Annotated in this window: 17 protein-coding genes, 2 tRNA genes and 1 pseudogene; 9 read left to right on the top strand and 11 right to left on the bottom strand. The window is 73.5% G+C overall.

The features are described 5' to 3' along the window. Positions 1-3 precede the first annotated feature (3 nt). The gene (locus ACFXDE_RS06315; RefSeq protein WP_380491402.1) at positions 4-1,239 is read right to left on the bottom strand and encodes an MFS transporter; all 1,236 of its coding nucleotides are present in this window, start codon (positions 1,237-1,239) and stop codon (positions 4-6) included. A 78-nt stretch (positions 1,240-1,317) separates the two neighbouring features. Further along, entirely contained in the window at positions 1,318-2,994 is a 1,677-nt protein-coding gene (locus tag ACFXDE_RS06310; protein ID WP_380491400.1) for a chitinase, read from the bottom strand. Positions 2,995-3,110: 116 nt separating this feature from the next. On the opposite strand from ACFXDE_RS06310, the gene ACFXDE_RS06305 reads away from it, so the two are divergent. Continuing rightward, complete coding sequence (locus ACFXDE_RS06305) at positions 3,111-6,446, top strand: S41 family peptidase (RefSeq protein ID WP_380491398.1); 3,336 nt, start codon at positions 3,111-3,113, stop codon at positions 6,444-6,446. A 37-nt stretch (positions 6,447-6,483) separates the two neighbouring features. On the opposite strand, the gene ACFXDE_RS06300 is transcribed toward ACFXDE_RS06305, so the two are convergent. Further along, complete coding sequence (locus ACFXDE_RS06300) at positions 6,484-6,708, bottom strand: hypothetical protein (RefSeq protein ID WP_380435216.1); 225 nt, start codon at positions 6,706-6,708, stop codon at positions 6,484-6,486. A 161-nt stretch (positions 6,709-6,869) separates the two neighbouring features. Here ACFXDE_RS06300 and ACFXDE_RS06295 point away from each other — a divergent pair, with 161 nt between their 5' ends. Further along, on the top strand, positions 6,870-7,661 hold the full coding sequence (locus ACFXDE_RS06295) for a phosphoribosyl-dephospho-CoA transferase MdcG domain-containing protein (RefSeq protein ID WP_380491395.1): 792 nt from the start codon (positions 6,870-6,872) through the stop codon (positions 7,659-7,661). On the opposite strand, the gene ACFXDE_RS06290 is transcribed toward ACFXDE_RS06295, so the two are convergent. The 4 genes from ACFXDE_RS06290 to snpA (ACFXDE_RS06275) form a co-directional block, all read right to left on the bottom strand. Next, positions 7,651-9,732, bottom strand: coding sequence for a phosphocholine-specific phospholipase C (locus ACFXDE_RS06290; RefSeq protein WP_380491393.1), 2,082 nt, complete (start codon positions 9,730-9,732; stop codon positions 7,651-7,653). The genes ACFXDE_RS06295 and ACFXDE_RS06290 overlap by 11 nt on opposite strands. 210 nt (positions 9,733-9,942) lie before the next feature. After that, on the bottom strand, positions 9,943-10,620 hold the full coding sequence (locus ACFXDE_RS06285; protein ID WP_380491392.1) for a pentapeptide repeat-containing protein: 678 nt from the start codon (positions 10,618-10,620) through the stop codon (positions 9,943-9,945). 121 nt (positions 10,621-10,741) lie between these two features. Then, positions 10,742-11,377, bottom strand: coding sequence for a snapalysin (gene snpA, locus ACFXDE_RS06280; protein WP_380491390.1), 636 nt, complete (start codon positions 11,375-11,377; stop codon positions 10,742-10,744). A gap of 319 nt (positions 11,378-11,696) precedes the next feature. Further along, entirely contained in the window at positions 11,697-12,341 is a 645-nt protein-coding gene (gene snpA / locus ACFXDE_RS06275) for a snapalysin (RefSeq protein WP_380491388.1), read from the bottom strand. Positions 12,342-12,500: 159 nt separating this feature from the next. Between snpA (ACFXDE_RS06275) and ACFXDE_RS06270 the strand changes: the two are divergent. After that, positions 12,501-13,484, top strand: a pseudogene (locus ACFXDE_RS06270) (LysR family transcriptional regulator); the annotation flags it as partial. 104 nt (positions 13,485-13,588) lie between these two features. Here the strand turns inward: ACFXDE_RS06270 and ACFXDE_RS06265 are convergent. Next, a complete protein-coding gene (locus ACFXDE_RS06265; protein ID WP_380491386.1) occupies positions 13,589-14,779 on the bottom strand; it encodes a low temperature requirement protein A in 1,191 nt (396 codons plus the stop codon). 462 nt (positions 14,780-15,241) lie between these two features. Further along, positions 15,242-16,945, bottom strand: coding sequence for an ABC transporter family substrate-binding protein (locus ACFXDE_RS06260; protein WP_380491384.1), 1,704 nt, complete (start codon positions 16,943-16,945; stop codon positions 15,242-15,244). Positions 16,946-17,277: 332 nt separating this feature from the next. Here ACFXDE_RS06260 and ACFXDE_RS06255 point away from each other — a divergent pair, with 332 nt between their 5' ends. From ACFXDE_RS06255 to ACFXDE_RS06240, 4 genes are all read left to right on the top strand, one after another. After that, entirely contained in the window at positions 17,278-18,258 is a 981-nt protein-coding gene (locus ACFXDE_RS06255; RefSeq protein ID WP_380435208.1) for an ABC transporter permease, read from the top strand. A 15-nt stretch (positions 18,259-18,273) separates the two neighbouring features. Further along, positions 18,274-19,209 carry an ABC transporter permease gene (locus ACFXDE_RS06250; RefSeq protein WP_380491382.1) on the top strand — a complete coding sequence of 312 codons (936 nt, stop codon included), beginning with the start codon at positions 18,274-18,276 and terminating at the stop codon, positions 19,207-19,209. Then, positions 19,206-21,281, top strand: coding sequence for a dipeptide ABC transporter ATP-binding protein (locus ACFXDE_RS06245; protein WP_380491380.1), 2,076 nt, complete (start codon positions 19,206-19,208; stop codon positions 21,279-21,281). Before ACFXDE_RS06250 ends, ACFXDE_RS06245 begins: the two co-directional genes overlap by 4 nt. Positions 21,282-21,371: 90 nt before the next feature. Further along, positions 21,372-21,445: transfer RNA gene (locus ACFXDE_RS06240), tRNA-Lys, on the top strand. Between the two features lie 87 nt (positions 21,446-21,532). Here the strand turns inward: ACFXDE_RS06240 and ACFXDE_RS06235 are convergent. Both ACFXDE_RS06235 and ACFXDE_RS06230 read right to left on the bottom strand, forming a co-directional pair. After that, positions 21,533-22,414, bottom strand: coding sequence for an alpha/beta fold hydrolase (locus tag ACFXDE_RS06235; RefSeq protein WP_380491378.1), 882 nt, complete (start codon positions 22,412-22,414; stop codon positions 21,533-21,535). After that, positions 22,411-23,262 (bottom strand): DUF998 domain-containing protein, encoded by an 852-nt coding sequence (locus ACFXDE_RS06230; RefSeq protein ID WP_380491376.1) that lies wholly within the window; start codon positions 23,260-23,262, stop codon positions 22,411-22,413. Before ACFXDE_RS06230 ends, ACFXDE_RS06235 begins: the two co-directional genes overlap by 4 nt. 124 nt (positions 23,263-23,386) lie before the next feature. Between ACFXDE_RS06230 and ACFXDE_RS06225 the strand changes: the two genes are divergently transcribed. Both ACFXDE_RS06225 and ACFXDE_RS06220 read left to right on the top strand, forming a co-directional pair. Then, positions 23,387-23,460 (top strand) — tRNA-Lys (locus tag ACFXDE_RS06225). A 234-nt stretch (positions 23,461-23,694) separates the two neighbouring features. Next, positions 23,695-26,049, top strand: a complete 2,355-nt coding sequence (locus tag ACFXDE_RS06220) for a transglycosylase domain-containing protein (RefSeq protein WP_380435203.1) — start codon at positions 23,695-23,697, stop codon at positions 26,047-26,049. The last annotated feature ends 180 nt before the right edge of the window (positions 26,050-26,229 follow it).

Genomic DNA, 26,229 nt, shown 5'->3' with positions numbered 1-26,229 from the left:
CGGTCAGCCGCGGCGGGCCGGGAAGCCGTGGGTGCGGGCGGCGAGGACCGCCGCGAGGGCGGGGAGCACCAGGGCGAGCACCGTCCACGGCAGTGCGCCGGTGCCGAGGCGGCCGAGCACGAGGCCGCCGACCACCCCGCCGCCCGCCATCGCGGCGTTCCACAGGGTGACCAGCATCGCCTGGGCCGCGTCGGCCTGCTCCCCGCCGGCGTCGCCGACGGCGGTCTGCAGCAGGGTCGGCACCCCGCCCCAGCCGAGGCCCCAGAGCAGCGCCGCGAAGTAGACCAGCGGCGCGCTGCCGGACCCGACCGCGAGGACGCCCGCCGTCACCGCGACCAGCAGCGCGCCGCCGATCGTCAGCGGACGCAGCCTGCGGTGGATGTGCGCGCCGACGAACCAGATGCTCACCAGCGAGGCCAGGCCGAAGACCAGCAGCACCGAGTCGGTCGAGCCGCCGAGCCCGGCCCGGGCGAGGAAGGGCGCGATGTAGGTGAACAGGATGGTGTGCGCGAGCACGAAGAGCAGGGTCACGGCGAGCACCGGCACGACCCCCGGCACCGTGAGCGCCCGCCGCAGCGGTGCCCGCTCCCCCGCCGTCCTGCCGGGCTGGTCCGGCAGGACGGCGGCGGTCCAGCCGATCACGCCGAGCGCCAGCGCCGTCATCGCCAGGAACGGCACCCGCCACGAGAGCGCCTGACCGGCGAAGGTGCCGGCCGGGACCCCCAGGGAGAGCGCCACCGGGATGCCGGCCATCGCGATCGCGATCGCCCGGCCCTGCAGCTCGGCGGGCACCAGCCGGCGCGCGTAGCCCGCCAGCAGCGCCCAGGCGAGACCGGCCGCCACGCCCGCGACGAAGCGGGCCGCCATCGTCAGCGGGTAGTCCGAGGAGAGCGCGGTCACCGTGTTGGCGGCGGCGAAGCCGGCCATCGCGGCGAGCAGCAGCCGCTTGCGGCTCCAGCCGGAGGTGGCCGCGGTGAGCGGGATCGCGGTGGCGGCGGTGCCGAGCGCGTAGACGGTGACGGTCTGGCCGGTCGCCGACTCGCCGACGCCGAGGGACCCGCTCATCCCGGGCAGGACACCGACGGGCAGGGTCTCGGTCAGCGCGGTGACGAACACCGCGGTGGCGAGCGCGAGCAGGGCGGGGTACGGAAGTGCCGTACGGGATACGGGCTTCGCGGTCTGCGTGGTCTGCTCGGTCTGTGCGGTCTGTGCGGTCTGTGCGGTCTGTGCGGTCGTCATGCGGACCATGCTCGAACCTCACACCGGTGTGAGGTTCAAGCACGGGACTGCGGGACTTCGGGACTGCTAGGCCGCGGGTCAGCGGCCGTAGTAGGCGTCGAAGTTCTTCGAGAACTCCCCTCCGCCGAACCGGTCCCAGTTGATCGACCAGGTCATCAGCCCGCGCAGGTTCGGCTGGGCACCCGAACGCGGCACGTACGTCCCGCAGTCGGTGAGCTTGGTCAGGCAGTCCAGGGCCTTGTCCACCTCGCCCGGGGCGACGTAGCCGTTGCCCGCGTTGGTGGTGGCCGGCATGCCGATGGCGACCTTCGAGGCGGGCAGCGGCGGGAACACGTTGTTGGTGTTGCCCGCCACCGGGAAGCCCTTGAGCAGCAGGTCGGTCATCGCGACGTGGAAGTCGGCGCCGCCCATCGAGTGGTACTGGTTGTCCAGGCCCATGACGGAGCCGGAGTTGTAGTCCTGGACGTGCAGCAGGGTGAGGTCGTCGCGCAGCGCGTGGATGACCGGCAGGTAGGCGCCGGCACGCGGGTCCTGGCCGCCCCACGGGCCGGAACCGTAGTACTGGTAGCCGAGTTGGACGAAGAACGTCTCCGGCGCCATGGTCAGCACGAAGGCAGGCCCGTACTTGGCCTTGAGGGTCTTCAGCGCCGAGATCAGGTTGACGATGACCGCGCTGGTCGGGTTCCTGAAGTCGGTGTCGCCGGTGTCGAGGGAGAGCGAGTGGCCCTCGAAGTCGATGTCCAGGCCGTCCAGGCCCCACCTGTCGATGATCGCCGAGACCGAGCTGACGAAGGCGTCCCGGGCGGCCGTGGTGGTGAGCTGGACCTGGCCGTTCTGGCCGCCGATCGAGATCAGCACCTTCTTGCCCTGGGAGCGCTTCGCGGCGATCGCGGCCTTGAAGTCCGCGTCGGACTCGGCGGTCGGGCAGTCGGTGGTGGAGCAGCGGTTGAAGCGGATGTCGCCGGAGGTGGGCGAGGTGGGCTCGCCGAAGGAGAGGTCGATGAAGTCCCAGGAGTTCGGGACGTCGGCCATCCGGGTGTAGCCGGCGCCGTTGGCGAAGCTCGCGTGCAGGTAGCCGACCAGGGCGTGGCCGCCGGGCTGGGGGGTGCCGGTGGGCGTACCGGTCGGGGTGCCGGTGGGCGTGCCCGTCGGGGTGCCGGTCGGGGTCGCGGTGGGCGTGGGCGACGCGGTGGGCGTAGGAGTCGACGTCGGGCTCGGGCTCGGCGCGCCCGGCCCGTCGAGCGAGACGTCGTCCGCGTAGTAGGTGCCCTGGCCGTACCAGCCGTGCGTGTACACGGTGGCGCTGGTCTGCGTGGCGCCCGTGGTGAAGCTGACGCTGAGCTTCTGGTAGGCGCCACCGGTGCCGGGGGTCCAGGTGCTCGGGCCGCCGCCGTCGACGCCGAGGTACACGTACGAGCCGTTGACCCACGCGCTCAGCGTGTAGGTGGTGCCGGGGGCGACGGCGACGGTCTGCGCGCACTGGGCGGTGTCGCTCGCGCCGGCGGCCCCGGCCAGGGCGTAGCTCCCGCTGTGCACCGGGCTGGCGACGACGCTGCCGGTGCCGGCGGAGCAGTTCCAGGGGCCGAGCGAGCCGGACTCGAAGCCGCCGTTGACCAGGAACTCGCCGGCCGAGGCGGCGGGGGCGAGCCCCAGGGTGAGGCCGGCCAGGGTGGCCGCGGCGACGGCGGAGGCGGTGCCGGCGGCGAGCGCGGCGCGGGACGGGCGCCGACGGGAGGTCGGGGGAGTTCTGCTCATGCGGGGGCTCCTGCGGGGGCGTGGTCGTGGGGGACGTCCGAGGGCACGCCGGAGCACGCGCCAGTGGGGGGAACGGCCCGGCCTGGCACCCAAGTTGGACTAGACCACTGAAGTGGATGCGGCGGGGCGGTGTCAATGGTCCAGACCGGTCGGGGCCCGCCCCCCCGCGGCCCGCCCCGGTTGCCGGGCGTGACACCCCGTCGAAGGATGGAGGGGTGACCTCGCCCGGCTACCTCCGCTACCCCCACCTGCACGGGGACCTGCTCGCCTTCACCGCGGAGGACGACGTCTGGATCGCCCGGCTCACCGGCGGCGCCACCACCACCGACCGGGCCTGGCGGGTCACCTGCGACCGCACCCGGGTCAGCCACCCCCGCTTCTCCCCCGACGGCGCCACCCTCGCCTGGACCAGCTGGCTCGGCCTCACCCCCGAGGTGTGGACCGCCCCCACCGCCGGCGGCGAGGCGCAGCGGCTCAGCCACTGGGGCAGCCAGGACACCCGGGTGCGCGGCTGGCTGCCGGACGGCGAGGTGCTCGCCGTCACCTCCTTCCACGAGCCCTTCGGCCACTACACCTGGGCGCACGCGCTGCCCCCGGACGGCTCCCCCGGCCGCCGGATGCCCTGGGGCCCGGTCGGCGACGCCCAGATGAGCCGTGACCGCACCGTCCTGCTCACCGGCGCCGCCCCGCACGAGCCCGCCGCGTGGAAGCGCTACCGCGGCGGCGCCACCGGCCGGCTCTGGGTGGACGGCGAGCAGGTGCTCCCCGGCCACCGCGGCCACCTCGCCTCACCGATGACCGTCGGCGAGCCCCCCGACGACCGGATCGCCTTCCTCTCCGACCACGAGGGCATCGGCAACGTCTACTCCTGCCGGCCCGACGGCTCCGACCTGCGCCGCCACACCGACCACGCCTCCTACTACGCCCGCGAGGCCGCCACCGACGGCACCCGGATCGTCTACCAGCACGCGGGCGACCTCTGGCTGCTGGACGGCCTGGACGCCCCCGCGCCGCACCGGCTGCACGTCCCGCTCGGCGGCGCGCGGGCCGGGCGCCGCCCCTACCAGGTCGGTGCCGCGAGCCAGGTCAAGGACCTCGCCTGCGACCAGACCGGCCGGACCGGGGTGATCACGGTGCGCGGCAGCCAGTACTGGCTCACCCACAAGGACGGCCCGGCCCGCGCGCTCGCCGACACCCCGGGGGTGCGCACCCGGCTGCCGGTCATGCTCGGGCACACCGGCGAGGCCGCCTGGATCACCGACGCCGAGGGCGCGGACGCCGTCGAGGTGATGCCGCTGCCCGGACACGACGGCCCCCTCGAACACACCAGCGGGGAGCGGCACCGCCACCGGGTGCTCGCCGCCGGACGGCTCGGCCGCGTCCTGGAGCTCACCGCCTCCCCCGACGGCACCCGGCTGGCCGCCGCCACCTCGGACGGGCGGCTGCTGCTCGTCACCGCCGCCGACGGCGAGGTCCGCGAGGTCGCCGCCTCCGCCCACGGGCCCGTCTCCAGCGCCCGGTTCTCCCCCGACTCGCACTGGATCGCCTGGTCCCAGCCCGCCGCCGGGCGCTCGCTGCGCCGCATCCGGCTCACCCGCGCCGACGCGCCCGCCCCGATCACCGACGTCACCGACGGGAGGTTCGAGGACGAGCAGCCGGTGTTCACCCGGGACGGCCGCTACCTGGCCTTCCTGTCCTGGCGCGGCTTCGACCCCGTCCACGACGTCCACACCGGCGACCTCTCCTTCCCGCTCGGCTGCCGCCCCTACCTCGTCCCGCTCACCGCCGACACCCCGTCCCCGTTCGCCGCACCGGCCGAGGACGGCGGCCCGCGCGGGGACGGCGGCGGCGACGGCACCGTCCGGGTCGACCCGCAGGGCATCGGCGAGCGGCTGCTGCAGTTCCCGGTGATCGCCTCCAAGTACTCGGCCACCGACGCCGTCCGCGGCGGCCTGGTCTGGCTGCGCTGGCCGATCTCCGGCACCCTCGGACAGACCTTCACCAGCCCGGACGACACCTCCGGCCGCCCCTCGCTGGAGCACTTCGACCTCGCCCGCGGCACCCGCTCCACCCTGGTCGACAAGCTCGACGGGTACGCGGTGTCCGGCGACGGCGGCTCGATCGCGGTCTACTCGGCCGGGACCCTGCGGATCGTCCCGGTCGGCGCCCCCTCCGCCGGCACCCCGGTGGACCTGCGCCGGATCAACCACACCGTGCACCCCGCCGCCGAGTGGCGCCAGGCCTACCACGAGGCCGCCCGGATCGTCCGGGACCAGTTCTGGGACGACCGGATGTCCGGCCTCGACTGGCCCGCCCTGGTCGCCCAGTACGAGCCGCTGCTCGACCGGATCGCCGGGCCGGACGACTTCGCCGACCTGCTGCGCGAACTCCTCGGCGAACTCGGCACCTCGCACGCCTACGTCACCCCGTCCCGCCGCGGCGAGGGCCCCTCGCTCGCCCAGCAGCCGCTCGGCCTGCTCGGCGCCAACGCCCACCGCTCCCCCGACGGCCGCTGGCTGGTCGACCGGGTGCTGCCCGGCGAGTCCTCCGACCCGCGCGCCCGCGCCCCGCTCGCCGCCCAGGGCGTGCGCGACGGCGACGAACTGCTGGAGATCGGCGGGCGCCCGGTCGACCCGGTGCGCGGCCCGCTCCCGCTGCTCGCCGGCACCGGTGGCACCACCGTCGAGATCGGCCTGCGCAGCGACCCCGGCTCCCCCGTGCGGCGGATCACGGTGACCCCGCTGACCGACGAACGGCCGCTGCGCTACCAGGACTGGGTGGTCAAACGCCGCGCCCTGGTACGGGAGTTCAGCGACGGGCGGTGCGGCTACCTGCACATCCCCGACCTCGGCGGCTCCGGCTGGGCGCAGTTCAACCGCGACCTGCGCCGCGAGCTCGACAAGCCCGCCCTCGTCCTCGACGTCCGCGGCAACGCCGGCGGCAACGTCTCCGAACTCGTCCTGGAGAAGCTCACCCGACGCGTCCTCGCCTGGGACTTCACCCGCGACCGCCAGCCCGTCCGCTGGCCGCGCAACGCCCCGCGCGGGCCGGTGGTCGCCCTCGCCGACGAGGCCACCAGTTCGGACGGCGACGTGATCATCGCGGCGATCGAACTGCTCGGCCTCGGACCGGTGGTGGGCACCCGCACCTGGGGCGGGGTGGTCGGGATGACCGGGCGGCACACCCTCGGCGACGGCACCCAGATCTCGGTGCCGAAGAACGCGTCCTGGTTCACCGGCGGACTCGGCTGGTCCGTGGAGAACCACGGCGTCGAACCCGACGTCCACGTGCTGCGGGGCCCGCGCGACTGGGCCGGCGGGCGGCACCCGGAACTGCACACGGCCGTCCAACTGGCGCTGGAGCTGCTGGAGGACGCCCCCGCCGCCGCGCCCCCGCCGGACGACACCCCCCGGCCGGACCTGCGGCGCCCGCCGCTGCCGCCGAGGGGCTAGGTCCGTTCCGCGCGAACGGCGGGCGCGAACGGCGGGATCAGTCCCAGGGGTCGCCCTCGGCCGTCATGTTCTCGGCGGCCCGCCGGTCGGCCTCGGCCTGGTCCTGGACCTGCTGCCGCTGCGACTCGCGCATCTCACGCGTCCGCTCGATGTCGTCGCTGTACGCGTCGGCCGCCTCGTCGTGGGCGAGCGCGGCCCGTTCGGTGGCGTCCGGCCCGGCGGCCTCGTGCCCCCTGTGGAAGATCCTGTCCAAGATGCCCATGACTCCTCCTCCGGACGGATACCGGGCTGTCCCCCACTCTCACACCACGACCGGACGGGCGCACGTCGGGCCTCGACGCGGCGTGCGTTGAGTCTTTGGTCCCGGTCGAACGCATCGAAGGGCCGTAGCGGGCCGGTCCCGGCCGGGCGGACGGTGGGGGTGTGAGGAACGCCATCGACGAACAGCACGGCGGCCCGCGCCGCCTGGTCGGGCCGCTCGCCGCGCTGGACGGGCGGCTGCCCGGCCCGCACGACCTGCTGCTCATGCAGTGCCCCGGTTCGCTGCGCCCGCTCGGCGGCGGCGAACTCCCGGGCTGGGCGCGGGCGGTGCTCCGCGCGCACCCGTGGGTGACGGTCGCCAGGGCGCCCGCCGTGGTCGGCTCCCCGGTGGACACCCCGCACCCGGTGCGCTGCACCGGGGACGTCACGGCGCCCGAGCACTGGATCCCGGTGACGGTGCGCGGCCCGCACCGCGGCCGGCTGCTGCACGCGCTCGCGCCCTGGGCGGCGGTGGCCCGCACCTTCCGTCCCGAGCAGCTCCCGGCCCGGCGGGCCCTGCTGGCGCCGGGCCGGGTCGCGCAGGTCCCGGGGCTCGCCCTGCTGCCGGCGGTCGGCGAGCTGGCGGCGGACCACCGGCTGGCCTGGGGCCCGATCGGCGCCGTCGGCTACGAGCTGGGCACCGGCGTGCCGGTGAGCGGACCGCTCAGCCCGCTGCGGCTGGTGCTGCGCGCCCCGCAGCCGGTCAGCCGGCGGGACGCGCTGCAGCTGCGGCGCGCACTGAGCAAGCTGCGCGTGCCCGTGCAGGCCGAGCTGGAGACCCGGCACGGCTCGGTGCTGCTGGCCGAGTACGCGGCGGCGCCGCTCACGCTCACCCTGCTGACGCCGGAGGGGCCCCGGGAGGTCCACGATCCGTGGTTCCCCCGGGGCCCCTCGGGCGGGGCGGTCAGCCGCTGACGCTGGGGGCGCCGGTCTCCAGGTGGCCGGTGAACCGCTGCGACCAGCTGCTGTCGGCGTCCACCGTGACGGTGAAGTCGTACCAGCCGTTGTTGTAGGCCACCGCGTTGAAGTAGTCGCTGGTGCTGCCGCCGGCCGGCACCCGGTACGTCCAGGGGCCGTCGGTGCGGTAGTTGTTCGACGCGATGGTGAAGGTGAGCGCGGTGCTGCCGGTGTTGGCCAGCGCGAAGTAGAGGGCCAGCTTGCCGGTGCCCGGCTCGACCGCGTACGAGGCGGTGACGGCGGCGTTCTTGCCCGCCTTGGTGACGTCGCCCTTGAAGCGGCGCAGGAAGCGGTTGGGGCCGACCACCGTGAGGTCGTACGGGCCGTTGCCGAAGCCGGTGCCGCAGTTGAAGAAGTCGCTGGTGCTGCCGCCCGGGTCGACGGTGTACTGCCACGGGCCGCCGCTGCGGTAGGCGTTGGCGTAGGCCGAGAAGTGGGCCGACTTGGTGGCGGTGCCCCCGTTGGCCATCCTGATCCAGACCTTCATGACCCCGCCGGAGCCGAACTCCAGGTGGTCCAGGTTGGCGTTGGGCTGGTAGGGCAGCGCGCGGGCCGGGCGGGTGCCGGACTCCTGGACGGGCAGCTGGTTGTTGACCGGCGCCGGGTTGGAAAGCGGGCCGCAGGCGGCGAGGCCGATGGTCTGCGAGGTGTCGGGCAGCGCCGGAAGGCCGTAGACCGGGTTGGCGAAGTCGAACGCGCTGGTCAGGTCGCCGCACACGCGCCGGCGCCAGTCGCTGATGTTCGGGCAGGTGGCGGGCGCGCCGATGGCGGCCGTCCAGGTCTCCAGGAAGCGCAGCACCGAGGTGTGGTCGAAGGTCTCCGAGTTGACCCAGCCGCCGCGGGTCCAGGGCGAGACCGCGATCATCGGGACGCGGAAGCCGAGGCCGATGTTGGTGCCGCTGTAGAACTCGCCCGGGGTGCCGGCCGGGGCGGCCGGCGGCGGGACGTGGTCGAAGAAGCCGTCGTTCTCGTCGTAGTTGATGAACAGGACGCTGGAGTCGAAGACGTTCGGGTCGGCGTTGAGCGCGTCGATCACGTTGTGGACGAAGTGCGCGCCGTCGGCCGGGGTGGCGTACGGGTGCTCGGAGGAGGCCTGGTCGGGGACGATCCAGGAGACCTGCGGGAGGGTGCCGGCCAGCACGTCGGCCTTGATCGCGGCGACGATGTCGTCCGGGGTGCTGCCGGTGACGGCGGGCACGGACGCCATGCCCTTGACGGCCAGGGCGCTGCCGGCCGGGGCGCCCGCGAACTGGCTGAAGTAGGCGAGGGCGTTGTCACCGTAGTTGTCGGCGGCGTTCTGGTAGACCTTCCAGCTCACGCCGGCGGCCTCCAGGGCCTCGGCGTAGGTCTGCCACCGCAGGCCCTTCTCGTCACCGCCGTCGTAGGCGGGGCCGCCCGCGGTGCCGGCCGGGTCGATCTGGCCGGACCAGTGGTAGGTGCGGTTGGGGCCGGTCGCGCTGAGCACCGAGCAGTGGTACGCGTCGCAGATGGTCCAGTTCTCGGCCAGCGCGTAGTGGAACGGGATGTCCTGGCGGGTGAGGAAGCCGAGGGTGCGGACGTTGCCCTTGGCCGCGACCCAGGAGTCCATCCTGCCGTTGTTCCAGGCCTTGTGCTGGTCGCTCCAGCCGTGGGCGAGGTCGCCGTTGCACTGGGCGAGGCGCTCGGGGTCGGCGCCGCCGGCCGGCTTGGTGAGGCTGAACTGCCAGGGGTACTGGCGGCCGGTGCCGTTCGGCTGGTTGAACACGCTGTAGCCGCCGGCGATCTGGATCGCGCTGCGGTCGGCGAAACCGCGCACGCCCTTCATCATGCCGAAGTAGTGGTCGAAGCTGCGGTTCTCCTGCATGAGGATCACCACGTGCTGCACGTCCGCGATGGTGCCGGTCTGCGACAGCGCCGCGGTGTTCACGGCGGCGGGCGCCGCGCCCGCGGCGGTCGGGGCCGCCCCCGCGCCCCCGGCGCCGGTCATGGCCAGGCCCGCGGCGGCGGCTCCGGACAGCGTCACGAACTTCCTACGACTCAGCTCGGCCATCAGCCCAGCCCGTCCCTTCACTACCGATGTTGTGTGCACAAGTCGGGGCTCATCGATCGCGGAGCAGTCTCCACCGGCGCCGAACCGGCCCACCAGATGCGGGCGGGAGGGTTGGTGGACTGTTCGTCCGGCCGTCATCGAGCGACCACCGGCTGAACGGGGGACGGAAACTCCGAGGATGCGAAGGGGAGGGGGACCGGCCGGCGGGCCTCAGCGGTCCTGGACGGTGATGCCCAGGGCGTGGGCGAACTGCGGCGCCAGCTCCAGGAGTTGGTGCGAGTTGATGATCGCGCCGCGCAGCCCCAGGTGGCCGTCCGGGAGGCCGAGGCGGGCGGCGCCGCGCAGGTCCGTCCTGGTCAGCGCGGCCCCGCGCAGGTGAACCTCCTCCAGCGTCGAACCGGGGAACGACACCTGGGTGAGCTTCGCGTCGGCGAAGTCCACGTCGCGCAGCAGGCAGTCCTCGAAGACGACGTCCCGCAGGACGGCCGCCCGCAGGTTGACCGCCTCCAGCTTGCAGCCACGGAACACCACCCGGCGCACGGCCGAGCCGTGCGCGGCGATCCCGGCCAGCACGCCGCCGACGAAGGCGCTGTCCTGCCACTCGCCGTCGCTCAGGTCGCAGGCCACCCAGCGGCCGGACTGCACCCACACGTCGGTGAAGCGGGCCTGGCGCAGCTTGACGCCGCTGAAGGCGACGCCGGTGAGCGCGCACTCCAGGAACGTCGCCCCGGCAGCCGCCTGGTCGGTGTACTCGCCGCCGTCGAAGTGCACGGTGTCGTAGCGCTCGTCGGCGCGCAGCGGCCCGGTGTGCGGGCGGAGCAGGTCGGCGAAGCGCAGGTCGGCGAGGCGGTCGGGGAAGTCGGGCACGTTGGGGGCGGCGTTCGGCACGGGGGCGGCACCTCGCGGGGTCGGGCGGACGGGGTCTCGCCCGCATGCTCGCACGCGCCACCGACAGAACCGGGGGTGCCCGGCCGCGGCCCACGGCGGCCGGGCGGTTCCGGGGGGTCGGTCAGCCGCGCGCCCAGAGGGAGTTGACCCGGCTGCGCTCGGTGCCGTTCGGGTAGGGGTTGGTGCAGGACGTGCCGGGCCCGCCGCCGGACATCAGCTCGCTGCACGGCCCCGAGTAGTGGTCGGGCAGGCCGAGCACGTGCCCGGTCTCGTGGGCCGTCACCCGCAGCGAGTTGTACTGCCGGTTCTGCTGGTAGTCGAGGAAGACGTACCCGCGCCCGTGGCCGTCGGTGCTGGCGTACGAGCCGCGCGAGTCGTTGCCCTCGTAGTAGCGGAAGTCGGCGGCCGAGCCGGCGCGCAGCTGGACGTTGCCCACCGAGCCGTTCCAGATCTGCGCGGCCTGGGATATCTGGGTGCGGAACGACGGGGCGCTGCTGGCGTCGTAGGTGACGACGACGGTCGCGAGGTTCGGGTTGGCGGCCTGCTTGGCCTTGGCGGAGGCCATGACGGCCTGGAAGAACGCCTGGTTGTCGGCCGCCTCGGCGGCCGAACCGGCGTACGCCGAGCCGGCGGACGCGGAGGCGGTGTAACCGGAGGCCGCCCGGGCGGCGGGTGCGGCGACGGCCGTCGCAGGCAGGGCGGCGAGACCCGCGGCGAGTGCCAGGCCGAGGGCGGCGGACAGCACTGATCGAGGCATGACGGATCGAGACATGTGGGGGCTCCGATTCCTGCGGTGCGTGGCCGGTGGGGGCCGGCCGTGGGGGGCACCTGGTGAACGGGTGATGTCCACCGAGCTTCGGGCAGCGCGGCGGCGGGGCGGATGATGTCAACCCGCGATAGCCCTGTCCAATACCCCTGGTTTTCCCGGCCTTTGAATCTGCTTTGGCTTGACTTGACCCTTTCTCACCCCTGGCATTCCGCCACCCGGGCGATTAGGCTCCGTCCCGGGGAAGCAACCGAGCGGCGGGCCGCCCGATTCCGGCCGGACGGCCCGCCGCACCCCGATCGGGCCCCGGCTACTGCACGCCGTTGGCCCACAGCTCGTCGACCTGGCCGCGCTCGTTGCCGTCCGGGTAGGGGTTGGTGCAGGACGGGCCGGGTCCGCCGCCGGACATCAGCTCGCTGCACGGCCCCGAGTAGTGGTCGGGCAGGCCGAGCACGTGCCCGGTCTCGTGCGCGGTGACGCGCAGGGAGTTGTACTGCTGGTTCTGCTGGTAGTCGAGGAAGACATACCCGTGGCCGTGGCCGTCGGTGCTGGCGTACGAGCCGCGCGAGTCGTTGCCCTCGTAGTAGGAGAAGTCGCCCTGACCGCCGCTCTCCTGGAGCTGGACGTTGCGCACCGACCCGTTCCAGATCTGCGCGGCCTGGGATATCTGGCTGGTGAAGGACGGTGCGTTGCCGGTGTCGTAGGTGACGGTGACGGTCAGCAGCCACGGGTTGGCGGCCTGCTTGGCCTTGGCGGAGGCCATGACGGCCTGGAAGAACGCCTGGTTGTCGGCGGCTTCGGCGGCCGAACCGGCGTACGCCGAGCCGGCCGCGGGCGTGTAGCCCGCGACGCTCGCGGCCGGTGCGGCGGGTGCGGCGACGGCCGTCCCGGGCAGGGCGGAGAGACCCGCGGCGAGCGCGACGCCGAGGGCGGCGGACAGCACGGATCGGGACATGACGGATCGAGACATGTGGGGGCTCCGGATCGCGAAACGCCCGGCCACCGGTGCCGGTTGGGGGCCGGCGGCGGCGGGCGGAATGTGGGGGTGCCCCGGGCCTGCCGGCCGGGGGCTGGAATCGCTGCCCCAGATTCCCCCCGGGCACGGCCGTCGCGGATGATGTCAACCGGCGATAACGCCGGTCAATACCGGTGGGCCTCCGCCGTGTTGATTCGTGTCATGTCCTTGGCGACAAGGGTCGTCGGCGTCTATGCTCCCGACGTGGAGCTCGACGTGAGACACCTCCGGGTGCTGTGCGCGATAGCCGACACCGGCAGCCTCCGCAAGGCGGCGCTCCGGCTCGGCATGACCCAGCCCTCCCTCACCACCCAGCTGCACCGGATCGAACGGGCCATCGGCGGCACCCTGTTCACCCGCGAGCAGACCGGCAGCCGGCCCACCGCGCTCGGCCACTCCGTGCTGTCCCGGGCCCGGCCGGTGATCACCGAGATGGCGGCGCTGGTCGCCGCCGCGCGCCAGGAGGCCCGGGAGTCGGCCGGCCCCGGCAGCCGGCGGCGGCTGCGGATCGGCAGCGTCGGCAGCCGGGCGGTGGCGGCCTGGCTGCGCCGCGTCCACGAGCGGCTGCCGGACACCGACACCACCATCCACGTGGACATCTCCGCCAGCGCCCTGCTGCGGATGGTCGCCGCCGACCAGCTCGACGTCGCCTTCGTGTACGAGAGCGAGGGCTTCCCGCTGCGCGTGCCCCCGGACGCCGAGCACCGGGTCCTGATGGCCCGCGAGCCGCAGTTCGTCGCGCTCGCCGCCGGCCACCCGGCCGCCGCCCGCCCGGTCGTCCACCTCGCCGACCTCGCCGAGGACACCTGGATGGTGGACCCGACCGCCGACCACGAGTACGCGGCGATGCGCCGGGTGTTCAGCGAGGCCGGCCTCAACCCCCGGGTGGTGCAGGTCCGGGACAACACCACCGCCGCCGACCTGGTCGCCTCCGGCGAGGCCGTCCGCCCCTGCCAGCCGACGTCCCTGCCCGGCCCCGGGACGGTCGTGCGCCCGGTCCACGGCGATCCGCTCGCCGTCCGCCTGCTGCTCACCTGGCGGCCGCGCGCGCTCGCCCCGACCGCCCTGGAGGCGCTGTACGGCGAACTGCGGGCCGCCTACCTGGACCTCGCCAAGGTCAACCCGGCCTACCTGGCCTGGCTCGCCCGGCACGAGCCGATGCTGCTCGGGCTGCGCCCGGAGGCCGCTCACGCCTCCCTGGCGTGCATCGCGACCCCGACAGCCACCATCGCCGCGCACACCAGGCCGGCCGCCAGGACCCCGGAGCCGCCGAGCGCCGTGCAGGCCAGCACCAGCACCGCGCCGGTGGGCGCCAGCGCCTGCGCGGCACCGGTCTTGGTGTGCCGCGAGTGCAGCAGCCAGACGGTGAACAGGTAGACGGCGGTCGGCACGGTGACCGTCCCGGTGGCCGCCGTCGCGGAGATCTCCGCCTTGTGCACGGCCGACTCCACCGCGACCTCCAGCCCGGTGCCGATCGCCGCCGCGGCCGCGAACACCACGTAGTGGCCGTAGCCCCACGCGAACGCCTGCCGATTGGAGCGCAGGTGCTCGTGCACCGGGCGGGCGAAGTAGATCCACCAGGCCGAGAAGCAGATCAGCAGCCCGCCGATCGCCACCGGCACCAGCCGCCCCAGCCCCTCGTGCTCGTCCACCCCCGACTGCACCGCGACCGTCGCCGCCGCGACCGTCTCGCCGAGCACGATCAGGGTGAACAGCCCGTACCGCTCGGCGATGTGGTGCGGGTGCCAGGTGGTCTGCATCCGCAGCTCGGCCCAGACCGGCACGGCCAGCTCGGCCAGCACCCCGATCGGGATGACGAACGGCCGGGCGCCGTGCGGCAGGAGCAGCACCACCACCCACCCGACCTGGCACAGCGTGATCCCCAGCGCGTACCGCAGGGCCACCCCGCGCGCCGGGCCCTCCTCGCTGGCGGCGGCGCGCAGCCACTGGGTGACCATCGCCAGGCGCATCACCACGTAGCCGGTCACCGACAGGACCATGTCCTGCGCCTCGAAGAGCCTCGGCACGCCGGCCGCGAGGATCAGCACCCCGGCGATCTGCACCAGCGTGGTGACCCGGTACGGCACGTCGTCGCAGTCGTACGCGGAGGCGAACCAGGTGAAGTTCATCCAGGCCCACCAGATCGCGAAGAACGCGAGCACGAAGCCCCGCAGGCCCTCGCCGTAGTGCCCGGCGGCGAGGGAGTGGGCGAGCTCGCGCCCGGCCTGGCCGACCGCGACGACGAAGCAGAGGTCGAAGAACAGCTCCAGCGGCGTGGCGACCCGGTGCCGCTCGTTCCGGTCGCGCGGGACCATCCGGCGCACCGGGGGCGGGTCGGCGGGGTGCGGGTGGGGCACTGCGGCGGAATCGCTGGTCATCGCGCTGCTCCGGGACGGGGACGGACGGCTGGGCTGTCCCGCGCATCCTGGCAGCGGGGCGGGCCCGGCGCACGCACCGGCGCGGACCGGCGGACGCCGGACCCGCCCCTTCCGTCCCTTTTCCTTCGTTCCTTTCCCCTTGCCGTCAGCCCCAGTTGACGGCACGGTGCGCGAACCGGGTGACAGCGCGACGGGTTTCCGGGCGCGCCCGCGCCGTACCGCCCGAGCCGCCGGACCGCCCGCTACATTCGTCCCCGGTTGGAAAGCGAGCGCGGGCCCTGCGGGGCCCCACGACACGGGCGGCCTGCGGGCAACGCGGAAGGTCAAGGCCGGTGGCAGGACAGCGGGGGCGGCAAGGCCGTCCCACCCGTGTCCGCACCACCGGCCTCGTGATCACCGCGCTGCTCGCCAGCGCCTGTCCCGCCGCCGTGCCCGCGGCGACCGCCGCGTCGGGGGCAGCGGCTACTTCTCCCAGCCGATCTTGGTGTAGTCGGTCGAGGCCAGGCCGAACGCGCCGTAGTTGGCCAGGCCCTTGCGCACCGCAACCACCTCGGGCCGCTGGTACAGCTCGACGGTGTGGCCGAGCTCCCAGATCTTGGCGTCCGCCTGGTTGTAGTACTTCGCGGCCTCCACCGGGTCGACCGTCCCGGCCGCCTTCTTCAGCAGCGCGTCGATCTCGGGGGTGCCGAGCTTCGAGTAGTTGCCGAAGACGTTGTCCCCCTCCGGCAGGCGGAAGTTGGTCAGGCTCTGGGAGAGCGGGAACGAGTCGGTGTTGCGCCAGCTGGCGAGGTCGAACTTGCCCACGTTGATGTACTTGGTGAAGAAGTCGTTCTTCGCCACCTTGTCCAGGTCGACCTTCACCCCGGCCTGCAGCCACATCGCCGCGGCCGCGGTGTACAGGTCGATCTGGGCCTGCGGGCTGGAGTCGTTGAACACGAAGTGCAGTTCGAGCGACTGGCCGTCCTTGGTGCGCGGCTGACCGCTGCCCGCCTCCTTCCAGCCGGCGTCGTCCAGCAGCTTCTTCGCGGCGGGCAGGTCGAACTTCGCCCACTCGCCCGAGTTGTCCTGGTAGCCGGCCTGGTTGGGCATGAAGATGTGGTTGCCGAGCGGCTTGAACTGCACCGGCACGCCATTGTTGGCGATCTTGATCAGCGAGTCGCGGTCGAGCGCCTTGCCGAGCGCCTGACGCACCTTCTGGTCGGTCAGCGCGCCGCCCCCGCCGAAGGAGATGTGCACCTCGTCCCACGGGCTGGAGGTGCGGATCACCGTGTCCTTGTTGTCCTTGAGCTGGCCGTAGGCGGTCGCGGTGCCGGCCGTCGCGAAGTCGATCTCGTTGTTGAGGAACGACTGGGTGGTCGCCGCCTGGGACATCACCCGGAAGGTGACCTTGTCCAGCTTGGGCTTGGCGCCCCACCACGCCGGGTCCGGGACGAGGCTGATCGTCTGGGCCGTCTTGTCGGCGACGCCGAGCTTCAGCGCGCCGGCGGTGATCGGGATCTTCTCGATCCAGGCCTTGTTGAAGTCGTCGGCGGTGGCGATCCCGGCGGCCGGGATCAGCGGCCGGAAGAGGTTCTGCCAGTCCGCGTACGGCGTCGAGAAGGTGACCTTGACCTCGGACGGGTCGGCGCCCTGCTCGACGCCGGAGATCAGCTCGTAGCCGGAGGAGTCGGCGATGTTGTAGCCGTCCTTCTTGCCGTTGCTGGCCTCCCAGTCGGCCTTGAAGTCCAGGTAGCTCAGTGCCTTGCCGTCCGACCACTTGGCCTTCGGGTTGAGCTTGTAGGTGATCACCTGCGGCGAGGCCGAGGTGACCTTGGCGTCCACCAGGTAGTCCGGGTTCGCGTGGAAGGTGCCCTCCGCGTCCGTGGAGAAGAGGGACGGCTCCAGGGCCCGCATGATGTCGACGGCGTCGCCGTAGCGGCCGTCCACCTGGAACGGGTTCCACTGGGTGATCCACTGGTACAGCGGGAAGCGCACCTCCCCGCCGTCCTTCAGCTGGTCCGGCGACTTGGGGTTGATGTCGTTGGAGCCCTGGCTCGGCGGCTCGCTCTTGGCCACGTTGTCGGCGGAGCCCCCACCGCCCGAGGTGCACGCGGTCACCGCCAGGGCGACGGCTATCGCGAGGGCGGTGGCCCGGCCGAAGCGGCGGGCCGTGGTGGCAGCGTCCATGGGGGTCCCCCTGGAGGGTTCGTCGGGAATTCGGGACAGGAGATGTGCCGCGCGAGGTGTGGCGGGGCTTGAGTGTGGGCAGCCAAGTCGGCACCGAGCCAGCAGAACGTAACAGCCGTTCAGTTCCACGACCAGAGGCAGGAGTTCACGTCTGATCCAAAAGTCACACGCGGCAACACGCGTGCAACACGGCGGCCGTACGCCGCTGGAACACTCTGACCTGCTGCTTCCCGACAGCCCGTGACACGGCCCGCACCCGGGCCACCGACCGAAGGCCACCACCCGATGCCCACCAGACGCGTCGGCCCCACCCCCACCCAGGGCGGCCGCTGATGCTCCGCTACCTCGCGAAGCGGCTGAGCTACTACGCCGTCCTGCTCGTCGCCGCCGTGTTCCTGGCCTACGCGATATCCGCGGCCGCCCTCCAGCCGCGCACCTACTTCGAGGCCAAGGTCCCCCGTCCGTCCGCCGAATCGGTCGAGCACCAGCTCACCGCCCTCAACCTGAACGACCGCACCCCGGTGGTCGTGCGCTTCGGCCACTGGGCCGACGGCCTGGTCCACGGCGACCTCGGCCGGACCATCCACGACACCCCGGTGACGGACGACTTCGGCCGGCGGATCTGGGTCTCGCTGCGGCTGCTGCTGATCGGCAGCCTGCTCGGCATGGTGCTCGGCGTCGCGGTCGGCGCCTGGAGCGCCGTGCGGCAGTACCGGATATCCGACCGGCTGCTGACCCTGCTCTCCTTCGTCCTCCTCTCCACCCCGGTCTTCCTGGTCGCCCTCTTCCTGAAGAACGGCGCCATCGCCGCCAAGGACGCGGCCGGCCACGAGGTCGTCCCGTTCACCGGCTACGAGACCCCCGGGCTCGCCGGCGGCCTCGGCGCCCACCTCTCCGACTGGGCGCTCCACCTCCTGCTGCCGACCATGTCGCTCGCGCTGTACGGCCTCGCCACCTACAGCCGCTACCAGCGCGGCATCATGCTCGACGTGCTCGGCTCGGACTACCTGCGCACCGCCGAGGCCAAGGGCCTCACCCGCGGCCGGGCCCTGCTCAAGCACGGGCTGCGCACCGCCGTGATCCCGATGTCGACGATGTTCGCCTACAGCTTCCTCGGCATCTTCACCGGCGCGGTGTTCACCGAGACGATCTTCGGCTGGCACGGCATGGGCGAGTGGCTGATCCAGGCGATCAACGAACAGGACGTCAACTCCGTCGTCGCGGTCAACCTGTTCACCGCCCTCGTGGTCCTCGCCTCCGGCTTCCTCGCCGACACCCTGCACGCCGCCCTCGACCCGCGCGTGCGGTCCTGACCGGAGGTGACCCAGATGACCACCGTCGCCGCAGAACCGGCCGGACCCGCCGCCCCGGCCCCCACGCCCCGCGGCACCGGCCGCGCCCGGCTCGTCCTCGCCCGGCTGCTCGCCGCCCGCGGAGCGCTCGCCGGGGCCGTCCTCGTCCTGCTGCTGTTCGCACTCGCCTTCGGCGGGCCGTACCTGACGCAGTGGGACTACGCCGCGCCCGACTTCGGCGCCCTGCACCAACCGCCCTCAGCCCAGCACTGGTTCGGCACCAACGGGATCGGGCAGGACGTCTTCGCGCAGTCCGTCCGCGGCCTGCAGAAGTCGCTGGTCATCGGTCTGCTGGTGGCGCTCTTCTCCACCGTGCTCGCGTCGCTGGTCGGCGCGTGCGCCGGCTACTTCGGCGGCTGGGCCGACCGCTGCCTGATGTTCGTCGTGGACCTGCTGCTGGTCTTCCCCAGCTTCCTGATCATCACGATCGTCTCGCCCCGGCTGAAGAGCACCGGCTGGATCGCCTTCGTCCTGCTGCTCGCCCTGTTCAACTGGATGATCACCGCCCGGGTGGTCCGGTCCATGACGCTCTCGCTGCGCGAGCGCGAATTCGTCCGCGCCGCACGCTTCATGGGCGTCCGGCCGCTGCGGATCATCCTGCGGCACGTCCTGCCGAACGTCGCGTCCTTCCTCATCATCGACGCCACCATCGCCGTCGGCGGCGCCGTCATGAGCGAGACCGCGCTCTCCTACTTCGGCTTCGGCGTCAAGCCGCCGGACGTCTCGCTCGGCACCCTGCTCGCGGCCGGCACCAGCGAAGCGCCGGTGTTCCCCTGGCTCTTCTACTTCCCCGCCGCGCTGCTGGTGCTGTTCGTCCTCGCCGTCAACCTCATCGGCGACGGGCTGCGCGACGCCCTCGACCCCACCGCCGCGGGCGCGCCCCGCCGCCGCGCCCGTAGGAAGAAGCCGTGACCACCGCCGTGACCAGCACCCCCGGCACCACCCTCGAAACCCCCCTGCTCGCCGTCCGCGACCTGCGCGTCGACTTCGCGGGCCCGCAGGGCCCGGTCCCGGCCGTGCGCGGGGTGGACCTCACCCTGCGGCGCGGCGAAACCCTCGGCATCGTCGGCGAGTCCGGCTCCGGGAAGTCCGTCACCGCGCTGTCCGTCCTCGGGCTGCTGCCCGGCACCGCCCGGGTCCGGGGCTCGGTGCGGTTGGACGGGCGGGAGCTGGTCGGGCTGCCCGGCCGGGAGCTCGCCTCGATCCGCGGCCGGCGGGTCGCGATGGTCTTCCAGGACCCGCTCTCCGCCTTCACCCCGGTCTACCGGATCGGCGACCAGATCGCCGAGGCGATCCGCGTCCACCAGAAGACCGACAAGGCCGCCGCCCGCCGCCGCGCCGCCGAACTCCTCGACCTCGTCGGCATCCCGGCCCCCGACCGCGCGCTCGACAGCTTCCCGCACGAGTTCTCCGGCGGCATGCGCCAGCGCGCGATGATCGCCATGGCCGTCGCCAACGACCCCGACATCCTGCTCGCCGACGAGCCCACCACCGCCCTGGACGTCACCATCCAGGCCCAGGTGCTCGACGTCCTGCGCACCGCCCAGCGGGAGACCGGCGCCGCGCTGGTGCTGGTCAGCCACGACCTCGGGGTGATCGCCGGGACGGCCGACCGGGTCGCGGTGATGTACGCGGGCCGGGTGGTCGAAACGGCCGGCGTGGACGAGCTGTTCGCGGCCCCGCGCCACCCGTACACGCTCGGCCTGATCGGCGCGGTGCCCCGGCTCGACGGCCGCGGCGGGCCGCTCGTCCCGATCCCCGGCAGCCCGGCGCCACTGGCCGACCTGCCGCCCGGCTGCCCGTTCGCCGCGCGCTGCCCGCTCGCCGAACCGCGCTGCTCGACGGCCGAGCCGGAACTGCTCGGCGGGGACGGCCACCTGGCGGCGTGCGTGCGCTCTGCGGAGCTGGCCGAGCAGCGGCCCGCGCCGGCCGACGTTTACCCCGTGCCGGAGGTGCCCGCCCCCGCCGTGACCGGGGCGCGCGACACCCGGCCGCAGGTACTGGCGGTCAGCGGGCTCGGAAAAACGTTTCCGCTCCTCAAGGGCACGGTGTTCAAGCGCCGCGTCGGCGAGGTCTACGCCGTGGACGGCGTCGACCTCGACCTCCGCGAGGGCGAGACCCTCGGCCTGGTCGGCGAATCCGGCTCCGGCAAGTCCACGACGCTCTTCGAGCTGCTCGACCTCGCCGCCCCCGAGACCGGCCGCATCGAGCTCCTCGGACAGGACACGTCCCGGCTCACCCGCGCCGAGGCCCACCGGCTCCGGTCGCAGCTGCAGATCGTCTTCCAGGACCCGATGGCCAGCCTCGACCCCCGGATGCCGGTCGGCGACATCATCGCCGAGCCCCTGCGCGCCCAGCGCGCCGCCCGCGACGAGATCGCCGGGCGGGTGCCCGAACTGCTGCGCCAGGTCGGCCTCGAACCGGAGCACGCCGGCCGCTACCCGCACCAGTTCTCCGGCGGGCAGCGCCAGCGGATCTCCATCGCGCGCGCCCTGGCCGTCCGCCCCAGGCTGCTCGTCCTGGACGAGCCGGTCTCCGCGCTCGACGTCTCCATCCAGGCCGGGATCCTCAACCTGCTGCAGTCGCTCAAGGCCGAACTGGGCCTGTCCTACCTGTTCGTCTCGCACGACCTCTCGGTCATCCGGCACCTCGCCGACCGGGTCAGCGTGATGTACCTCGGACGGACGGTCGAGCAGGGCGACGTCGCCGCCGTCTTCGACCGCCCCCGCCACCCGTACACCCGCGCGCTGCTCTCCGCCGTCCCGCTGCCCGACCCGGCCGCCGAACGCGCCCGGGACCGGATCCTCCTCGCGGGCGATCCGCCCTCCCCCACCCAGCGGCACTCCGGCTGCCCCTTCCGCACCCGCTGCCCGGTCTACGCCCGCCTCACGGAGCCCGGGGCGCGGACCCGCTGCGAGGAGGAGAAGCCCCCGCTCGCGGGGGACGGGCACCAGGCGGCCTGCCACTTCCCGGAGGCCACCTGAAGGCCCGCACGAAAATCTCACGTAGCGTGATCGGCCGAATACGATTCGGCGGATCGCCCCGGTCCCGTGTAATGTCTTCCGCGTCAGCAAGCGCCGCTAGCTCAGTTGGTTAGAGCAGCTGACTCTTAATCAGCGGGTCCGGGGTTCGAGTCCCTGGCGGCGCACAGACAGCCGGAAGGCCTTTCGCGAGAGCGAGGGGCCTTCCGGCGTTTGCGGCTCCTGCCGCCGGCCGTCCGCGGGCCGTCCGCGAGTCAGTGCGTGTCGAGGATCGCCGAGGCCACCGCGTCCGGACGGTCGAACATCACCAGGTGCCCGGCCGGGGCCGTGGTGCGGAAGTCCGCGCCGAGCAGGGCGGCGAGCTCCCGCTGCTCGGCGAGCCAGGCCTCCGTCCGCCGGGAGCGCAGTCCGTCGTCGGCGGCGAGCACGGTGACCGGCAGGCCCTCGGGCAGGGCCCGGGTGCGGCGCAGCCCGTCGAGCTCGGCGGCGACGTCGACGTAGCGGGCGTTCTCCCGGAGCAGCGCGCGCAGCGCGCGGCCGGTGCGGTAGCAGTGCCGGACGAGGTCCGGCGGGGCCAGGTCCTCGCGGCGGACGGTGGTGAGCCGGGCGGCCAGCCGCCGGGCGGCCGGGCCGAACAGGTACGGCACGGCGAGGGCGGTGGCGGCGCCGGCGGCGCCCCGCACGGCGAGGTCGCGCAGCCCGGGGGCGGGCAGCGGCCGGGGCGCCGGTTCGACACTGCCGTCGACGAGGACCAGCCCGGCCGCCCGCTCGGGGTGCAGCCGGGCGAAGGCCTCGACGTGGAAGCCGGCCAGCGAGTGCCCGGCGAGCGTGCACGGCTCGCGCAGCCCGAGGGCGTCCAGCACCGCCCGGATGCGCCCGGCCTCGCCGGCCGCCGTCGGGGCGGGCCGGCCGGTGGCGGGTTCGGGGGCGCTCAGGCCGTAGCCGGGCCGGTCGAAGCGGACGACGGTGCGGTAGGGGGCGAGGAACGGGACGACGAGGTCCCAGTCGAACCAGCTGCTGCCGAGACCGCCGGTGAGCACGCAGACCGGGCCCTCGCCCTCGGTGCGGACGTGCAGCGGCACGCCGTCGATGCGCAGGAACGCCGCTCGGACGGGCGCGGGGCCGGCCGCCGTCATACCGGCTCCCGGCCCGCCCGGTCCCGGGTGGGCGCGGCCCGGTCGTGCGCCCGCCGGTCGTGCGCCCGCCGGTCGTCGGCCTCCTCGCGGAACAGGCTCCACGCGAGGACGCCCAGCCAGAGCGCGACCAGCAGCACCTGGAGCCGTTGGCCGGCCCCCAGCGCCCAGGTGCCGCGTCCGGCCTGGAAGGCGCCGATCGCGGCGAGGCTCCAGGTGGTCGCGAGCAGTTCGGCGCCGAGCAGCCAGGGCCCGTACCGGCGCACCGGGGGCCACCATCCGTAGCGGCGCGCGGCCACGGTGAGCGCGACGAGCCCGGCGAGCGCGCCGATCATGGCGAGGCTGCTGGTGACGGCGTGCGCGGTGTGGGTGGCGGGCACGAGCCCGGCCGTCTCGCGGGCGGCGCACTCCTCGTCGCTCGTGGGGGTGCAGCTGAGCGGCAGCCGGGAGTCGGCGGCGGTCGCCGCGCCGAACAGGGCCAGGGCCGACCAGCCCGCCAGTGCCCAGCGGTGGCGGGGCTGCGGGGCGCCGGTTCGGCGGGCGGTGCCGGTTCGGTGAGCGGTACCGACGGGCTCGGCGCCGGTTCGGCGGGCGGTGCCGACCTGCGCGGTGCCGACGAGCGCGGTGCCGGCCGCCGCGAGGACGGCCAGACCGGCAACCAGGTCGGTGGCCCGGAAGAGCCCGCCCAGTGGCTGGTCCGCGGCGGCGAGTTCGCTGATGTACGCCTGGACCGGGTCGAGCCCGGTGCTCAGGACGACCTCCAGCACCCAGGCGGTGTACGCCACCGCGCTGATCAGCAGCAGGACGGCGACGGCTCCGCGGGCGCGCGGACGTCCGGTGGGGCTGGGCACGTTTCCACCCTAACCGCGCCAAAACTCCGCCCCAACCGGGAGGAAACGGGCACCGCCGGTCCGGTGCGGCCGGACGCGGTTCGAGGCACCCCTCGGAACCGTGTATTGTTTTCCAGGTCAGCAGGCGCCGCTAGCTCAGTTGGTTAGAGCAGCTGACTCTTAATCAGCGGGTCCGGGGTTCGAGTCCCTGGCGGCGCACAGACAGTGGGGAGTCCCTCGCATCAGCGAGGGGCTCCCCAACTTTTTTGCCCATGGCGTCCGTTTTGCGTGCGTTTTGGATGTGATGTCGGTCTCGATTGCCGCTCCGGAGGAGCCGATCGACCCATCCCGTTCGTCCTGGGCGGTAAACCGGAATCGGGACAAAGGTCCCCCGACCACCGTTGTCCCCGTCTGTGCAGGCTGGCCCGGTCCGCCCGCAGGAAAGGCCGCGCCTTGTCCAGAGATCCCCAGGGCGGCAAGAAGCGCCGCCCCAAGCGCACCGGCTGGCGCCGGCTGATACCGACCTGGCGGATGACGCTGCTCGGCCTCGCCGCCTCGATCCTCCTCGGTGTCGGCCTCTTCGCGCTCGGCATCGCGCTCGTGAAGGTCCCGGACGCGCACGCCGCGGCCACCGCCCAGAGCAACACCTGGCTCTACGCCGACGGCTCGGTGATCACCCGCACCGGCGAGCGCAACCGGCAGAACGTCGGCCTGGACAAGGTCTCCCCCGCCGCCCAGCACGCCGCGCTGGCCGCCGAGGACCGCAACTTCTACCACGAGGGCGCGATCAACGTGCAGGGCCTGGCCCGCGCCGCGATCAACACCGCCAAGGGCGAGGGCACCCAGGGCGGCTCCACGATCACCCAGCAGTACGTGAAGAACACGTACCTGAACCAGAAGCAGTCCGTCACCCGCAAGGTGAAGGAGCTCTTCATCGCCATCAAGGTGGACGCCACCGAGAGCAAGGACGAGATCCTCTCCGGCTACCTGAACACCTCCTACTACGGCCGCGGCGCCTACGGCATCCAGGCCGCCGCGCAGGCGTACTTCGGCATCGACGCCTCCGCGCTCAACGCCGCCCAGGGCGCCTACCTGGCCACCCTGCTCAACGCGCCCAGCGCCTACGACGTGGCCAACACGACCCCGCTGGGCAAGCAGAACGCGGTCAACCGCTGGAACTACGTCATGGACGGCATGGTCAAGGAGGGCTGGCTGTCCGCCGACGAGCGGGCCAAGACCCCGTTCCCGGACGTCAAGGACCCGCAGCCCAACCCCGGCCTGTCCGGCCAGTCCGGCTACCTGGTCGACGCGGCCACCCAGTACCTCACCTCCAGCGGGATCATCAGCGACAACGAGCTGGCCAAGGGCGGCTACACGATCAAGCTGAGCATCGACCCGACCCGCCAGCAGGCCCTGCAGGACGCCGTCCAGGCGCAGCTGCACGACACCCTGAACCCGGACAAGCGCAAGAAGGACGCGGCCGCCCAGGCCGGCGCCGCCTCGGTGGACCCGAAGACCGGCGCGGTCGTCGCCCTGTACGGCGGCGTCGACTACATCAAGCACTACGTCGACAACGCGACCCGGCGCGACTACCAGGCCGGCTCGACCTTCAAGGCGATCGCCCTCGCGGCCGCGTTCGAGAACAACGCCAAGACCCAGGACGGCCGGACCGTCACCCCGCGCACCGTCTACGACGGCACCAGCGGCCGCAAGGTCCGCGGCGGCAAGGGCACCCCGTACGCGCCGCCGAACGAGGGCGACGTCAGCTACGGCCAGATCTCGCTCCAGCAGGCCATCGACAAGTCGGTGAACTCGGTGTTCGCCCAGCTCGCCCAGGACACCGGGCTGCAGAAGGTCAAGGACACCGCGGTCGCGCTGGGCCTGCCCGGCAGCACCCCGGGCCTCGACCCGGTCCCGTCCATCCCGCTGGGCGCGGCCACCCCGAGCGTGCTCGACATGGCCGGCGTGTACGCCACGCTCGACAACGGCGGCAAGCAGATCACGCCGTGGCTCGTGCAGTCGGTGGACCGCGAGGGCGAGGCCGTCCAGCTGCCCGCGCACAAGACCACCCAGGCGATCAGCGCGGACACCGCGAACCAGGTCACCTCGATGCTCCAGGGCGTCGTGAGCGACCCGGGCGGCACCGGCTTCCGGGCGAAGGCGCTGGGCCGGCCGGCCGCCGGCAAGACCGGCACCACGGACGACCAGAAGTCGGTGTGGTTCGTCGGCTACACCCCCGAGCTCGTCACCTCGGTCGCGCTGTTCGGCCAGGACCCGGGCACCGGGGCGCAGGTGAGCCTGAGCGGCGTCGGCGGCATCGACGGCGCGGCCGGCGGCCAGTACCCGGCGCAGATCTGGACCAGCTACATGAAGGCCGCGCTCAAGGGCCAGCCCGTGGGCGACTTCCCGGACCCGTCGGACGGCGGCGACTCCGGCGCGACCGACGCGCCGACCTCCCCCGCCACGCCGTCCGGCACCCCGTCGACGGGCAGCGCCACCGGCAACCCGAACGGCGGCGCGAGCAGCCAGCCGAGCAGCGGCTCGAACGGCTCGCAGAACGGCGGGTCGAACGGGTCCCAGAACGGCGGAGCGAACGGCTCCGACGGCTCGAACTCCGGCGGGAACACCGTGCCGACCGCGCCGCCCACGACGCAGCCGACCACGAACCCCACGTCGCCGCCGACGACCAGGCCCACCACCCGGCCGACGCCGACCACGCAGCCGACGACCGGCCCGACGACGACGCCCACCACCCAGCCGACGGGCGGGACGAACAACGGCGGCACGGGGGCCGGGCCGGGGAACTGATCCCGGCCCGTCCGATCCGGCGGTTCCTGCGCCCCGGGGTCTCATCCGACCCCGGGGCGTTGCCGTGCGCCTTCACGTCCCCTTGCTTCCCGTTGCTTCCCCTTACTTCCCCTTACTGCCCCCTGCTCCCTCTTACTGCCCCCTGCTCCCTCTTACTCCCTGCGGGCGAGCGGTGTGAAT

The sequence above is a fragment of the Kitasatospora sp. NPDC059408 genome (assembly GCF_042751525.1).
GTDB lineage: Bacteria > Actinomycetota > Actinomycetes > Streptomycetales > Streptomycetaceae > Kitasatospora.
This window is presented reverse-complemented; position numbering and strand designations above follow the sequence as displayed.